This window comes from Paenibacillus sp. Paensp38, from assembly GCF_059491915.1.
This window is the reverse complement of record NZ_CP168516.1, coordinates 2,498,545-2,512,641: the sequence shown is the minus strand read 5'-3', so window position 1 is coordinate 2,512,641 and position 14,097 is coordinate 2,498,545. Positions and strand designations below refer to the sequence as shown.

The window sequence follows — 14,097 nt, the reverse complement described above, 5'->3', positions numbered from 1 at the left end:
GACTGCATCATTTTGCAGGATTTTAAAAACTATTTTAGCGATGATTCAATCTTTGTTTTTGGAGTAAGCTGGTACACCTTGCGTTGATGAAAAGATAAGGAGCGATAGCTCTTAGCCAAGACATCCAATTGTTTTTGCGACAGGGAAGAAGCCCGACGATGAAGCGCTTTATTCAATGACTTGCGCAAAATCATCCGAGAGGGCTGATTACTGTATAAATAGTTGGCATACGTTTCATATTCGGAAAACCCAAACTGTTTTGTCCGGTCTATACTGTGGATAATTGCGTTGTACCAAGGTTTTCCATGACGGGCCTCGATAACTTGCTTGAGCTGGGTAAGCCGCGCTTTTTCAAAAAGCATATAATGAGTAACAAAGGACTTTGGTGAGGGAGCTTTAACGCCCATCAGCTTGTGATGGGTGCGAAAATACTCAGGCTGGCTCCAGCTGCGGTAGTAAAAAATCGTTTTTCCGTCTTTACGGAACGTATGTGGACGAATCAAAACCGTGTCCGCGTCAATGACGAGGAAAAAAGAGGCTTTACTGATTTTGTCGCCATTCATTTTGAGCAATTGTTGATACAGCCAGCCTGAACGGTCCCAGCGCGTTGTTCCGTAATGGATATGTTTTTTGGTAATGGGCAGCACCGTTTTTTCGTCTATAAATGTACATTTCTTGTTTACGCACAGACGGCGAATCCCGGTGCTTTGCGGTGAAACGATATAAATATTTCCAATTCGGTGCTGCACGTGACGGCGCAGACTGTCAATTACCAGCGGTAGTGTGGCAATATCTTTATCAATTGCGGGAATCAGAACATCGATTGTAAGGAAACCCTTCCGTGGACCATCCGATTGCGCTGACATGTTATTCACTCCCTATATGTGCAAATATACGCTCCCAGCGTCTCCCAATATCGTATGCTTGGACAGGCGCTTTCGACCGGGCAAGGTCAAACGTCCATTTCTATGCAGGACAGGGCTGATGAAGCTTCGAATGGGGAGTTAGCGCATACGATAGATTGATCTTTTTTAACAAGAGCGTTCTACCTGAGAGTAGAGAGGAGAGGGGCAAGTGAATTCTTCACAAGCGCAGGCGTCGCGCAGCAAATGGCATAAAACCCAATTGTTACTTCAGAATGGAAGCATCAAACCTTATGTACCAGAAACTCGCAAATATAACAAAGCAAATTTGAAGTCAATGCTGGAGAAATACGGTATGGTCTATGTAAAACCCGAGCGAGGTACCTTTGGTAAAGGTGTAATGAGAGTAGAGCAGGAGGCTGGCCAGCGTTTCGCCTATCAATATGAGGAAACGCGTCAAGAATTTAAACATTTGGATGCACTATATACCAGCCTATCGAAACATACGGGGAAGAAAAGTTATCTTATTCAAAAGGGAATCCATTTACTACGCCATCAAATGCGTTATTTTGATATTCGGGTCATGGTGCAGCGTAATGAAAAAGGGCTATGGGAGTCTACTGGAATTATTGGACGTCTGGGTCATCCCCGTAAAATCGTGACTAACTATCATAGTGGTGGCAAGCCGATGGCCTTGGAGCAGTTACTAAAATCCCATTTATCGCAAAGCAAACAGGCGGAGCTGGTCAAGAAACTAAATGAACTGGGTCTTACCATCGCCAAACAACTGCAAAAAACATATCCAAATTTCCGGCAAATTGGTGTGGATATTGGACTGGATCATCGCTTTACCCCATGGATTATTGAGGTGAATACGAAGCCAGACCCATATATTTTTAACCAATTATCAGATAAGTCCATGTACCGTAAAGTATTAAGCTATTGGCGGCTGGCTAATGAAAAAAGGAAAGTCACCGTCCCAAGCAAAGATAAAAATAAAGATAAAAATAAAGATAAAAATAAAGATAAAAATAAAGATAAAGATAAAGATAAAGATAAAGATAAGAAAGTAGTTAAAGATCCTAAAAAAGAAAAAATATCTTGACCAGTAGATTACTACATTGCCAGCCCACTCCTATATGAACAATGGAGTGGGCAATTTAAAATTGAACAACCTGTGACCCTGTGCTATGCTTACATGAAAGAGAAGCTAGACGTACGAACGATGATCTTTACTATGCGTATAAACATCTGATGATACGACGAATAGAAAGGATGTACAGCCATGAATTCTGTCATTGAACTTAACAATGTAAGCTGGAAGAGAGATAACCGCACCATACTAGATCAAATCAATTGGCAGGTAGCTGAGGGAGAGCACTGGGCTGTACTCGGCTTGAATGGGTCAGGTAAAACAACGATGCTCAATATGATTAACGGTTACATATGGCCAACCACAGGTAGTGTTGATGTATTGGGCCATACCTTTGGGGATGTGGATCTGAGGGAGCTGCGCAAATCTATTGGTTGGGTCAGTTCCTCTTTACAGGAAAGAATTAATGGGAGTCAGCGTACGCAGGATGTTGTTATTAGTGGCAAATTTGCCTCCATTGGACTTTATGATCAGACGACGGATACAGATTATGAACAGGCCGTTCAGCTTATGACGCAACTGGGGTGTGCTCATCTCGTGGATCGGTTGTATCAGGGATGCTCACAGGGAGAAAAGCAGAAAGTGCTTATCGCCCGCGCATTAATGGCCTCGCCCAAGCTACTGATTTTGGACGAGGCGTGTAATGGTTTGGACTTTTTTTCCCGGGAAGCATTGCTGGATAGCATTCGCCAGTTATCGGAGTCGCCGGCTTCGCCGAATTTACTGTATGTTACACATCATATCGAAGAAATTCTACCGATGTACACGCATACGATTTTAATCCGCCGGGGCACGGTATTTGCTAAAGGTAAAACGACTGATATTCTAAGCAGTGAAACGCTTAGTGCTTTTTTTGAAACGCCTGTGCAAGTAGAATGGAGACAGAATCGCGCATGGCTCTCTATGGTGTAGAGAGTCTTTTTTTCTCGCTAACCTGCCACCAACATAATCAGAATAGGCAATATCAGGAATGAGGCAAGCGTGCTCCACAGGATGCAGGTGGAAACCAGTTTTGGCGATGCATTAAATTTTTCTGCTAAAATGACAGCATTTACAGCAACCGGCATTGAGGCCAGAATGAAGAGAACGGAGAACAAAAGACCTGAAATTCCCAGTATCAGCATAGCAAGACAAGCCGCAAGTGGGGAGAGTAGAAGCCGAATTGTTAGTCCGGCGTAGCTGGCTTTTTTAATAGACGACTCCAACTTAAATATTTTTACATAAGCCATCTGGGTACCCAGAATCGCCAGCACGACCGGAGAATAGGCAGCAGCAATCATCGAGACGCCTGATTGAATCCCTGAGGGAAGATGCCAGTCCAGTAGCCGCAGTCCCATGGCGAGTAGAGCTGCATAGATCGCAGGAAGTGAAAACACCGACTTAACAGCACTTTGAACAGAAAATTCAGAGCGGGCTGCAAAATAAACGCCAATGGTATTGACTATAATTATCTGGATGACGACATACACGGAGGCTTTATCCAGACCGAGCTGCCCAAAGGCAAGTAAAATTAGGGGCAGGCCATAATTTGCACTATTGGTGAGTGTGGAGATTAAGGTAAGTCCAGCCGTTTCCGGAGTGCTCAGTCTAAAGATTTTCCCTGCTAATTGTGCAATTCCCCACAACAGCAGCAGGTTTAATATTGAAAAAGCGGCAGTCTGCGCCACATCATGCCAGGTAAGCTGTGCTTTGAGTAGCGTGTCCAGAATCATGGCGGGGCTTAAAAAATATAAATACAAAGTCGAGAGCGGTTTCGTTTCCAGCTTCATGAATTTTCCAAGTAAAAATCCGGCGATCACCGGAATGGACAGCGGAACGATAACCGATAATAGAGTTGAAAGTACGATTTGAATCATGAATTCCACCCATCCTTTCTGTAATGACATTTTCCATTATAAGACGCTACTTTCGAGCCCGTCCAAGATGAAAATACAATCAAGGCCATAGGTATATACTATGAAGCCTACGACACTTATTGTGAAAACAATAAAAGGGATGCCCACAGCCATGATGAACGGCTAATAGGGCATCCCTTTTATTATAATGAACCAATGATACTGCCAATTTATGCAGTAGCTACGGTTTCCGCTTTGGTTCGGCAATCGTCAGAGCAATAGTGCTGATGCTGTTCTTCGCAATCTGGACATGCAATATGCTGGAGATTGCACACTGGGCAGTTGATATAATGATCGCTCGGCGTTTCACAATGGAAGCACTTGCCGACAATGACGTCCTCATCCGTATGATTGATCGGAATCGAGATTCGTTCGTCAAATACGTAGCATTTACCGTCAAACAAACGTCCTTGTACTTCTGGGTCCTTGCTGTAAGTCACAATGCCGCCATCCAACTGGCCTACATCGTTAAATCCTTCTTTGATCAGAAGACCCGATAACTTTTCGCAACGGATACCTCCGGTGCAGTACGTCAGAATTTTCTTGTCTTTGAACTGAGTCATATTGTTGCGAATCCATTGTGGAAATTCACGGAACGATTCGACTTCGGGGCGAATAGCCCCGCGGAAATGACCGATGTCATATTCATAGTCATTACGTCCGTCCAGAACAACTACATCTTCATCTTGAAGCTGTTCATAAAACTCCTTTGGTGACAGACGCTTACCGCTAATTTCATTAGGGTCCAGCTCATCTTCATGACGCAGCGTAACAAGCTCCTGACGATGGCGTACAAATATTTTCTTGAACGCATGACCGTCAGACTCATCTATTTTAATAACGATATCGTGGAATTTCGGATTGGCGCGCAAATCACGCATATATTGCTCCGTTTGCTCTACTGTACCAGACAGTGTTCCGTTGATTCCTTCCGCAGCAATCAAGATTCTTCCCTTGACGCCCAGCTCCTTGCAGTAAGCCAGATGCTCTGCCGTAAAGGTGGCAGGATCTTCAATGTTGACATATTTGTAAAACAACAAAATTCGATAAGTATGTTCACACATGTAAAATCACCCTCTGATTCAAGTCAAAGTTTTTTAAAAGCAATTTTAAATGTACCACATTCTTTTAGTTAGTCAACTTAAATGTATAAAAAGTGGAAATGAAAAAGGAGACGAGCGACAAAAGTAAGGGTTTACATTATAATAGTTACGTACTGATGAGGGGATTTTTGGTAGCAGGATGAGATCTACTGGATGAAAGGATGAATGAAATGAAGCATCATTTGACAGCGCATACACCACCTATGGGGTGGAATAGCTGGGATTGCTACGGTGCAGCAGTACGGGAAGAGGAAGTACGGGGAAATGCTCAATATATGGCGGAGCATCTGAAGGAATATGGTTGGGAATATGTCGTGGTAGATATTCAGTGGTATGAGTCAGGAGCAGTATCTTCACAGTATCGCCCGTTTGTCCCATTGGAAATGGATTCATTTTCACGTCTTATTCCAGCAGTGAATCGGTTTCCTTCGGCAGCAGATGGACGAGGCTTCCAAGCTCTTGCGGAATATGTACACGGTCTGGGATTGAAATTTGGTATACATATTATGAGAGGCATCTCCCGTCAGGCGGTGCATCAGGATACCCCGATTTTGGGAACCACAGCCACGGCGAGACAAATTGCGCATCCCAACTCTATTTGTCCCTGGAACACAGATATGTATGGGGTAGATGCATCCAAGGAAGGCGCACAAGAGTACTATAATTCGTTGTTTGATCTGTATGCGGAATGGGGTGTGGATTTTGTCAAAGTAGATGACATTGCTGCATCACGTCTCTATGGTATTCATTTGGCGGAAATTGAATTGATTAGGCGGGCTATCGCCCAATGCGGACGTCCGATGGTGTTGAGTCTATCGCCTGGTCCTGCACCGCTGGAGTATGCATCTGATTTAATCGCAAACGCGAATATGTGGCGTATGACTGATGACTTCTGGGATGTATGGCCTTTACTGTATGGTATGTTTGAGCGCTGCGAGAAATGGGCAGAACATGTAGGTCCAGGTCACTGGCCGGATTGCGACATGCTGCCACTGGGTCATCTGGGTATTCGTTCGGTAGATTCGGTAGATTCCGGCAGCCATGACAGATGGACACGCTTTACTAAGGATGAGCAGCTAACGATGATGACCTTGTGGAGCATTTTCCGGTCTCCCCTGATGTTCGGGGGCGAACTGCGGGATAATGATGCATGGACTCTTTCTTTGCTGACTAATGAAGAAGTGTTAAATGCTCATCGCAACGGTTTGAATGCACGGCAGGTGTATAGAAAGGATGAACATATCGTTTGGACTTCACATAACGGGAAAGGGCATGTATATGCAGCTTTGTTTAATGCTGGGGATGAATCTTCAAAGGTGCGTGTATCCTTAAAAGACCTTGGTATTGAAGGTCAGGCAAATGCCAGAGATTTATGGAACCATGTAGATTTAGGTGTTTTAGCACAAGAGCTGTCCACAGATTTACCTCCTCACGGAGCAGCTCTATTTATTTTGAAATAGAGGATTTTGCAAAAATCCTGAATAACATAATGTAAGGAAGAACTATGCTGTAGTTCCAACCCAATCACCCTATCGTAAAAGTGAAAGATATCTTTACAATAGGGTGTTTTTTTGCATGTGTAACTTTAGGATATTTTAACGAACTCGACATTATTCTTGGGAATATGACATTTGGAACGTGTTAATTTTATATAGTGCCTATTTCTGTACAAATTTAAATCATTTTAACGAATAGACTCGAGAAAGGAGTCAAATGATGAAATTAAAAAAAATCCACCAAAATGAACAGGACGAGCCTTGGCCCTCTAGCAAACCAATACTATGTATCGGAGGGGCCAATTTGGATCGTAAAATCATGATTAAAGGTACATTTCAGCTTCATACCTCCAATCCGAGCAGTACAAGACTGCAATCTTGCGGTGGGGTAGCACGAAATGTAGCCGAAAATTTAGGGAGGTTGAGCCAGCGGGTCAGCCTGCTGACCGCAGTTGGGGACGATGCGGAAGGTGAATTTATTATCGAACAGTCCAGCCGTTACATGCACGTGGTTCCTCTGCAAGTCCAAGGTGAACCGTCAACTGGGGTTTATACTGCCTTGCTGAACGAGCGTGGTGAACTGATTGTAGCGACAGCAGAAATGGAGATTTATGATCAGATTCGTCCTTCAGTAATTTTTGAAAATGCTCCTTTAATTGCCTCATCCCGACTCGTTCTGCTGGACACTAATTTCTCTATGAACGTAATTGCAGCCACCATACATGTCTGTCATGAGCATCGGATTCCGATTGTCGTTTCTTCGGTATCGGCCTCGAAGATGAGAAAGCTTCCCCGAAATTTGCATGGAGTGGAGTGGCTGGTATGTAAACCGGTGGAGGCTGAAGCCTATTTGGAGCTAGAACTTACAGATGATCAGCATATGTTGGATGCCACCCGAATTTTTCACAAACTTGGAGTTCAGAATGTCATTTTTATCTGCGGTGCTGATCGTGTTTTGTACGCCTCTCAGGATGGAACTCATGGCCAAATTCCCATTCATCCCGTTCAAGAGGTCATTGATGTCACAGGCGCAGATGATGCTTTTATTGCCGGGATGATATATGGAATTACCCAAGGTTATCCTATGGAGCAAGTGTGCCAATTTGGAATTAGCTGTGTCGACTTGACCCTGCAAACGGATCGGACGGTCTCAGAGACTCTTTCTATGAATAAACTTCATTCTAGGTTTCAGGAGCTGTATGGCACACATACGCAAAATTTTGTGTTTTTCAAGGGCGTGTATTTTAAAAAGAATGATACATAATTAATCAAGAGAACTCTAACCTACAACAGCGCATATTTGGAGCTTCACGTATGTAATGGCCTCAATTATTGAATTTGTAAAAGGAGCATGTTGTATGATGGACAGACTGATCTATTCTATGCGGCCCTTACAGGCAGAGCAGGGTAACGAGTTTCTTGCTGTGTAGCAGAAGATTATCTCCTTGACTAGAAATTACATTTCGTGTAAAGTGGTGAAAATTGTAATATATAGGAATAGTGTAGACCAAGGATCAAAGGTTCAATACTCGCTATACAGAGAAGAAACTCATGGGCTGAAAGGTTTCTCGCCGCGAATGAACGTTTCCCTGCCTTGCGAGCTGTAGCGGTTTGTATGATAAACCGTTACCGGCTAGACGCCGTTATCTAATGAAGGACCGTTCCGTGTATGGCTACGGTCAAATGAAGGGTGGTACCACGACACATTCGTCCCTGACGGATGTGTCTTTTTGCGTACATTTTATCGTCCATACAAGGAGGAAGCTACACATGCGCCAAAGCCAATTATTACTGACAACCTTGCGTGAAGCACCCGCAGAAGCTGAAGTGATCAGTCATCAGCTTATGCTGCGGGGAGGATTTATCCGCCAACTGGCGGCTGGAATGTACACCTATATGCCCCTGGGCAGACGGGTGCTCAGAAAAGTAGAGCAAATCGTACGGGATGAAATGGATCGCGTAGGGGCTGGGGAGCTGCTGATGCCTGTATTGCAGCCAACGGAGCTGTGGCAAGAATCAGGAAGATACGATGTTTATGGTCCTGAGTTGATGCGTTTGCAAGATCGGCATGGTCGGGAGTTTGCTTTGGGGCCTACACATGAAGAGGTCATTACGTCTTTAATACGAAATGAAGTGAATTCTTATCGCAAATTGCCTGTAACGTTGTATCAAATTCAAACCAAATTTCGGGATGAACGACGTCCGCGATTTGGCCTGCTTCGCAGTAGAGAATTTTTGATGAAGGATGCCTATTCGTTTGATGCACATTGGGAAGGACTAGATCATACCTATTCGACCATGTTCCAGGCATATCATCGCATTTTCACTCGCTGTGGTCTAAACTTTCGTGCAGTAGAAGCAGATGCGGGTGCCATTGGTGGCGAAGGTGAAACCCATGAATTTATGGCTCTAGCTGATATTGGAGAGGACACCATTGTAGCATGTACCTGCTGTGAATATGCAGCTAATCTTGAAAAATCCGTGGCGCGGTCGACGGGAAAAATAGAAATATCTCCTGTCTCATATAAAAATGAACAAGTCAGCCCTCCTTCTTTTGATACAGCTAAAATGGAAAAATTCCATACTCCAGGCCTGTGTACAATAGATCAACTGGTTGAATCGCTTCACATAGAGCCCAAAGAAATCATCAAAACACTGATTTATATGGCTGACGATCAACCTATTGCTGTAGTTGTTAGGGGGGATCATGAGGTTAACGAAGTGAAAATTAAACATATTTTAGGTAGTGAAAAATTCGAAATAGCAAGTACAGACATCGTGTCAAAGGCGACTGGAACCCCCTCGGGGTTCATAGGCCCATGCGGATTGACAATCCCTGTGTGGGTGGATTACGCCGTTGTCCAAATGTCCAGCGGTATCGCAGGCGCGAACGAGCTGGATTACCATTATCGACATGTGAACCCAAGGCGCGATATAGATCTTCGGCATGTGGCTGACTTGCGCAATGTCATAGAAGGGGATAGATGTCCTCGATGTGACGAAGGGGAATTGAAACTTCATCGTGGAATTGAGATCGGACACGTATTTAAATTGGGCACCAAATATAGTGAGAAGCTGGGTGCGACCTTTCTGGATGCGTCTGGAGCTGAGCAAGCGATGATTATGGGCTGCTATGGCATTGGCGTATCCCGGATCCTTTCTGCCATTGTAGAGCAAAATCACGATCAGAACGGAATGATATGGCCTTATGCACTAGCCCCGTTTCAAGTTCATATTATTCCGATTTCTGTGAAAGACAGGCTTCAGATGCAAATAGCCGAGAAATTATACAACCAGCTGCAGGATCGCGGTGTGGAGGTGCTGCTGGATGATCGGGAGGAACGGCCTGGGGTTAAATTCAAAGACTCCGATTTAGTAGGTATTTCCGTGCGCATCATCGTAGGTAAAGATGCCGAACACGGGAAAGTAGAGTTAGTGGAACGAAAAAGCTGCAACAAAGAGACGATTCGTATTGAAGATGTAGAGAGACGAATATTGGAACTACACTAAGCATCTATATCCCGTAGAATATGGCCTTCTCCGAGTGTAATCTCATGAAAGTCCGCCATCTGACGTGCCTGAAACCGGATTGGCTTGTCCCGACCTATCATAATGATATTTTGAACGTCGGCAGCGCCTTCCGAGGGGAGCGAGAAAGTTGAGACATAGGCAAATTCTTCACGCAACGTTGTATGAATGGCATGGATCAAATGGTCGTGTTCACTTTTGCCCATTAAATTCATGATCAGGGAGCCTTCGGAATCCAGCTTTTCTTTGGCCATCTTGAAAAATTCCCAGGATACTAAATGCAAGGGCGTACCCAGCTCCGTGAAGGCGTCCAAAATAACATAGTCATAAGCATCCGGCGCTTCCTTCTCCAGAAGGCGTCGTCCATCGCCAACAGTCACATTATCCTGATCGTATCCAAAGAATGTTCGGCTGAACTCTACAACTTGTGCATCCAGCTCGGCAATCTTAAAACGTTTATCTGTAAAATGACCCGCTATTGTACCTATACCGTGCCCGATAACAAATACATCTTCAAATGATGGATCGTTCAGCTCCATAAGATGGATAATTGCTCTCGGATATTCGAACAAAATGCGTTGTGGATGATTCAAGTCCACCGCGCCTTGGACGGCTGTATTTGAAAACTGCATCACCCGAAATAATCCCTTTTCACCATACAGCTCGGTGGTTTCGTATACTGTGATTTCATGATTATGGCTCAACTTTTTGTACAAGACATCCAAGTGAATGATCTCCTTCAAGTCAGACTTCCTCTTCATCTTAGACATGGATAGGGAGATTGTCCATAGATGAGGAGAAATGAAAGTACACATTTTCAAGCATCCCTAATTAGGTAGAATTGTTTATTTTTCCATAACAGAGTTGTTTAAACTTGTTCGTATGTCCTTTAGGAGATATAATATACAAGGATATAATGAAGTTCGTTGTGTATATTCATACAGGAAGAGAGCGGGATATTATGGGACGTAAGTGGAATAACATTAAAGAAAAGAAGGCATCCAAGGATGCTAATACGAGTCGTATATATGCTAAATTTGGCGTGGAAATTTATGTGGCAGCCAAACAAGGCGAACCTGATCCTGAATCCAATCGGGTACTAAGAGTAGTTCTAGAACGTGCAAAAACGTACAATGTACCCAAAGCAATCATTGACCGTGCTATTGAAAAAGCAAAAGGTGCTGGCGATGAAAACTACGTAGAGCTTCGTTATGAAGGTTTCGGACCGAACGGTTCCATGGTCATTGTAGATGCGCTGACCAATAACGTTAACCGTACAGCATCGGATGTTCGTTCTGCTTTTACTAAAAATGGTGGTAGCCTGGGTGTGAGCGGATCTGTAGCCTACATGTTTGATTCAACAGCAGTTATTGGTCTGGTGGGTAAAACCGCAGATGAAGTGCTGGAGCTACTGATGGAGGCAGATGTAGAGGTACGTGACATCATTGAAGAAGATGAAGCCGTCATCGTATATGCAGAGCCTGATCAATTCCATGCTGTGCAGGAAGCTTTCAAACAAGCAGGAGTAACTGAGTTTACCGTTGCGGAGCTCACCATGCTTGCCCAAAATGATATTTCTCTTCCAGAAGATGCACAGGTTCAATTCGATAAACTGATTGATGCATTAGAAGATTTGGAGGATGTTCAGCAGGTTTACCACAATGTAGACTCTGAGGAATAGTCTTTGTTAATTAGTTTGTAAAAACACCGTATTTAGATACGGTGTTTTTTTGTATAGTAATCATCGGACCTCTTATGGTTATTTCTTTTTAGGGTCATAAGAATAACTGGGATATTTGACAACGGGCCATTTTACCTTTCGTAAATTTGAGATCACATCAGTACCTACATGTAAATTACTCTGAATCAGTTCTGTAGGCGTAAGGGCCATCCATTGATTCAAGGAAACATCTGCAAAACGGTCACTTTTAAACATTTCAAGAAACCAAAGTGTGCTGGAGCCTGTATTTTGAATGTAATGACCGTAAGCAAAAGGCACATATCCAACATCTCCGGCTCTAAAATCAAACGTACGGGCTGCACCATTACCGCCAAAGACAGTCATCCGTCCTTGCCCGGCAAGATAGTATTGCCATTCGTCATTATTAGGATGCCAGTGCATTTCTCGCATGGCGCCGGGCTCAATCTCAACAAGAGCAGCTGCAATGGTTTTGGAAATCGGAAAATTGGAGGAGTCGACGATTCGTACGCTTCCGCCCGGCGTTTTGATTGGGGGCTGGGCTAGTAATTCATGCTTGAAGGACTGAGGTATCGTACCATAGGGAGAGGAAACCGCTTGGCTTTGAAGAGAACCGGGAACGGAATCCTGATAGATATATACTTGGTCTTGAGGAATGGCTGCAAAATCAGCTTCTGGTACACCAAAATTTGCAGAAAGTACGTCTTTGGGAGTATGTGCGAACCAATCGGAGATGGATAGGGTGTTCAGATCGGAGAAACTACCATCATCAAAAACCAGCAAAAATTCGCACCCATCCTCAAGTCCCTGTATAGAGTGCGGAATGCCAGGAGGGAAATACCAGAGATCTCCGGGACCCACATCAGCAATAAAATTACGTCCATTTTGGTCTACTGCCGTAATGCGAGCACTTCCCAACAGCATATATGACCATTCCGCTTGCTGATGCCAGTGAAGCTCACGTACACCACCCGGTGTCAAACTCATATTCACCCCGGCAAGGGTTGTAGCAATAGGTAATTCCCTTACCGTTACTTCTCTTGACCACCCACCGTGATTAAGCTGCATATGGGCATCAGAAAAAGAAAATCTCATATTTGGAATGAGACCATTGTCCGTTACGGGGGGAACCAGCATATCGGGATTCTGTAGATCCCTCATCACATCACGTGGACCCTTGTCGATGCCCCCAGCACCATCACATCTGATGGGTTGGGGGATTCTTGCATTTTTAGGGCAATCATTATGCATCATTAAATCTTCCTCTCCAGGTTGAAGCTTGATGAAGTATGGGATAAGAAAATACGCATAAAGATTTTATGATCATGTAGTGAGTTTTATGCTGTATGCGTTAGATCTGTAAACTGAGCCTGAATGATTTGAGCTAAATCGTGCGGACTTAACTCCAGTTGGGTCCCAATTTTCCCACCGCTTACAACGATGGCTTCCAGTTCCAATGCAGGCTGGTCGATAAAAGTGGGGTAGAGCTTTTTCATTCCAATGGGGGAGCAGCCACCGCGAATATATCCCGTAAACTTTTGCAAATCCTTAACTGGAAGCATTTCAATTTTTTTCTCTCCCGCGGATTTGGCTGCTTTTTTGAGATCAAGCTCTTTATGTACAGGAATTACAAAAACAAACAGATTTTGTTTGCTGTGTGCAACCAAAGTTTTGAAAACTATCTCCGGGGCTCTATCGATTTTCTCAGCCACATTCATACCGTCTATTTTTCCATCTTGATGATCATAACTCAAAATATTGTATTGTATATGTTGCCCGTCCAATATGCGCATGGCGTTTGTTTTGCTGGCACTCATCTTATTTCTTCCTTTCTTTAGAGTTTTTCCAAGTGATCCACATAATCCTTTGCATCCTTAAGGGAAAGATCCTTAGCCGTTCTCAGTTCTTTTATGGCTTGAATCTTTTTTCCTTCCCTAATGAGCAGGAGCAACCTTTCATTGATATCTTCTGAAGCTCCTGCATCTAGAATATGTGGAGGAGAGGCAGGGATGGTGCCTGACAGCGATGTTCCTTGTATTCCTGAACGATTTTCTAGACGCTCCACGTCGGATTTCAAGTCATTAAGCCGAGATTGAAGGCTGTAGACCTTAATTAAAAGTATGACGGAGAGGAGCAATGCGATGATTGCTATATACTCAATAGCTGACAACAGAATTCCCCCCTATTTAAGTGACTTTCAACGCAGAAATGCTGCACTAAAAATTTATTTCTTATTTATAGTATAGCATGATGATAGAGGAGAAGAGGAAAAGGCGTACAAATTGACTTTTTACAGGCAGAGCGTTATATTACAACTTATTATAAACCTTTTAATAAATACTGGAAAAGGAGTGTATTCA

The 14,097-nt window shown here is 43.7% G+C and carries 13 protein-coding genes; 6 read left to right on the top strand and 7 right to left on the bottom strand.

Annotation, left to right across the window (positions count from 1 at the left end; translation table 11 throughout):
* Positions 1–29: 29 nt before the first annotated feature.
* Positions 30–866 (bottom strand): DUF6492 family protein, encoded by an 837-nt coding sequence (locus tag ACEN8J_RS10945; protein ID WP_495594493.1) that lies wholly within the window; start codon positions 864–866, stop codon positions 30–32.
* A gap of 208 nt (positions 867–1,074) precedes the next feature.
* Between ACEN8J_RS10945 and ACEN8J_RS10940 the strand changes: the two genes are divergently transcribed.
* Both ACEN8J_RS10940 and ACEN8J_RS10935 read left to right on the top strand, forming a co-directional pair.
* On the top strand, positions 1,075–1,968 hold the full coding sequence (locus ACEN8J_RS10940; protein ID WP_495594492.1) for a YheC/YheD family protein: 894 nt from the start codon (positions 1,075–1,077) through the stop codon (positions 1,966–1,968).
* A gap of 180 nt (positions 1,969–2,148) precedes the next feature.
* Entirely contained in the window at positions 2,149–2,928 is a 780-nt protein-coding gene (locus ACEN8J_RS10935) for an ABC transporter ATP-binding protein (protein ID WP_069011668.1), read from the top strand.
* Positions 2,929–2,945: 17 nt separating this feature from the next.
* Here the strand turns inward: ACEN8J_RS10935 and ACEN8J_RS10930 are convergent, their stop codons facing one another.
* A complete protein-coding gene (locus ACEN8J_RS10930) occupies positions 2,946–3,872 on the bottom strand; it encodes an AEC family transporter (RefSeq protein ID WP_069011667.1) in 927 nt (308 codons plus the stop codon).
* 209 nt (positions 3,873–4,081) lie between these two features.
* Complete coding sequence (gene trhO / locus ACEN8J_RS10925) at positions 4,082–4,975, bottom strand: oxygen-dependent tRNA uridine(34) hydroxylase TrhO (RefSeq protein WP_209950193.1); 894 nt, start codon at positions 4,973–4,975, stop codon at positions 4,082–4,084.
* A gap of 209 nt (positions 4,976–5,184) precedes the next feature.
* Here trhO and ACEN8J_RS10920 point away from each other — a divergent pair, with 209 nt between their 5' ends.
* The 3 genes from ACEN8J_RS10920 (at position 5,185) to ACEN8J_RS10910 (ending at position 10,020) form a co-directional block, all read left to right on the top strand.
* The gene (locus tag ACEN8J_RS10920; protein WP_495594491.1) at positions 5,185–6,474 is read left to right on the top strand and encodes a glycoside hydrolase family 27 protein; all 1,290 of its coding nucleotides are present in this window, start codon (positions 5,185–5,187) and stop codon (positions 6,472–6,474) included.
* Between the two features lie 256 nt (positions 6,475–6,730).
* Entirely contained in the window at positions 6,731–7,774 is a 1,044-nt protein-coding gene (locus ACEN8J_RS10915; RefSeq protein WP_029514878.1) for a carbohydrate kinase family protein, read from the top strand.
* Between the two features lie 506 nt (positions 7,775–8,280).
* The gene (locus ACEN8J_RS10910; protein WP_165150077.1) at positions 8,281–10,020 is read left to right on the top strand and encodes a proline--tRNA ligase; all 1,740 of its coding nucleotides are present in this window, start codon (positions 8,281–8,283) and stop codon (positions 10,018–10,020) included.
* Here ACEN8J_RS10910 and ACEN8J_RS10905 read toward each other — a convergent pair.
* The gene (locus ACEN8J_RS10905; RefSeq protein WP_340957767.1) at positions 10,017–10,781 is read right to left on the bottom strand and encodes a spermidine synthase; all 765 of its coding nucleotides are present in this window, start codon (positions 10,779–10,781) and stop codon (positions 10,017–10,019) included. The two genes, ACEN8J_RS10910 and ACEN8J_RS10905, sit on opposite strands and share 4 nt — an antisense overlap.
* A gap of 218 nt (positions 10,782–10,999) precedes the next feature.
* On the opposite strand from ACEN8J_RS10905, the gene ACEN8J_RS10900 reads away from it, so the two are divergent.
* A complete protein-coding gene (locus tag ACEN8J_RS10900; RefSeq protein WP_013310214.1) occupies positions 11,000–11,719 on the top strand; it encodes a YebC/PmpR family DNA-binding transcriptional regulator in 720 nt (239 codons plus the stop codon).
* 78 nt (positions 11,720–11,797) lie between these two features.
* On the opposite strand, the gene ACEN8J_RS10895 is transcribed toward ACEN8J_RS10900, so the two are convergent.
* The 3 genes from ACEN8J_RS10895 to ACEN8J_RS10885 form a co-directional block, all read right to left on the bottom strand.
* Positions 11,798–12,988 carry an oxalate decarboxylase family bicupin gene (locus ACEN8J_RS10895; RefSeq protein WP_069011190.1) on the bottom strand — a complete coding sequence of 397 codons (1,191 nt, stop codon included), beginning with the start codon at positions 12,986–12,988 and terminating at the stop codon, positions 11,798–11,800.
* Between the two features lie 86 nt (positions 12,989–13,074).
* Positions 13,075–13,554 carry a Cys-tRNA(Pro) deacylase gene (ybaK, locus tag ACEN8J_RS10890; protein ID WP_069011189.1) on the bottom strand — a complete coding sequence of 160 codons (480 nt, stop codon included), beginning with the start codon at positions 13,552–13,554 and terminating at the stop codon, positions 13,075–13,077.
* A gap of 17 nt (positions 13,555–13,571) precedes the next feature.
* Complete coding sequence (locus tag ACEN8J_RS10885; protein ID WP_069011188.1) at positions 13,572–13,907, bottom strand: ribosomal protein L7/L12; 336 nt, start codon at positions 13,905–13,907, stop codon at positions 13,572–13,574.
* Positions 13,908–14,097: the final 190 nt, after the last annotated feature.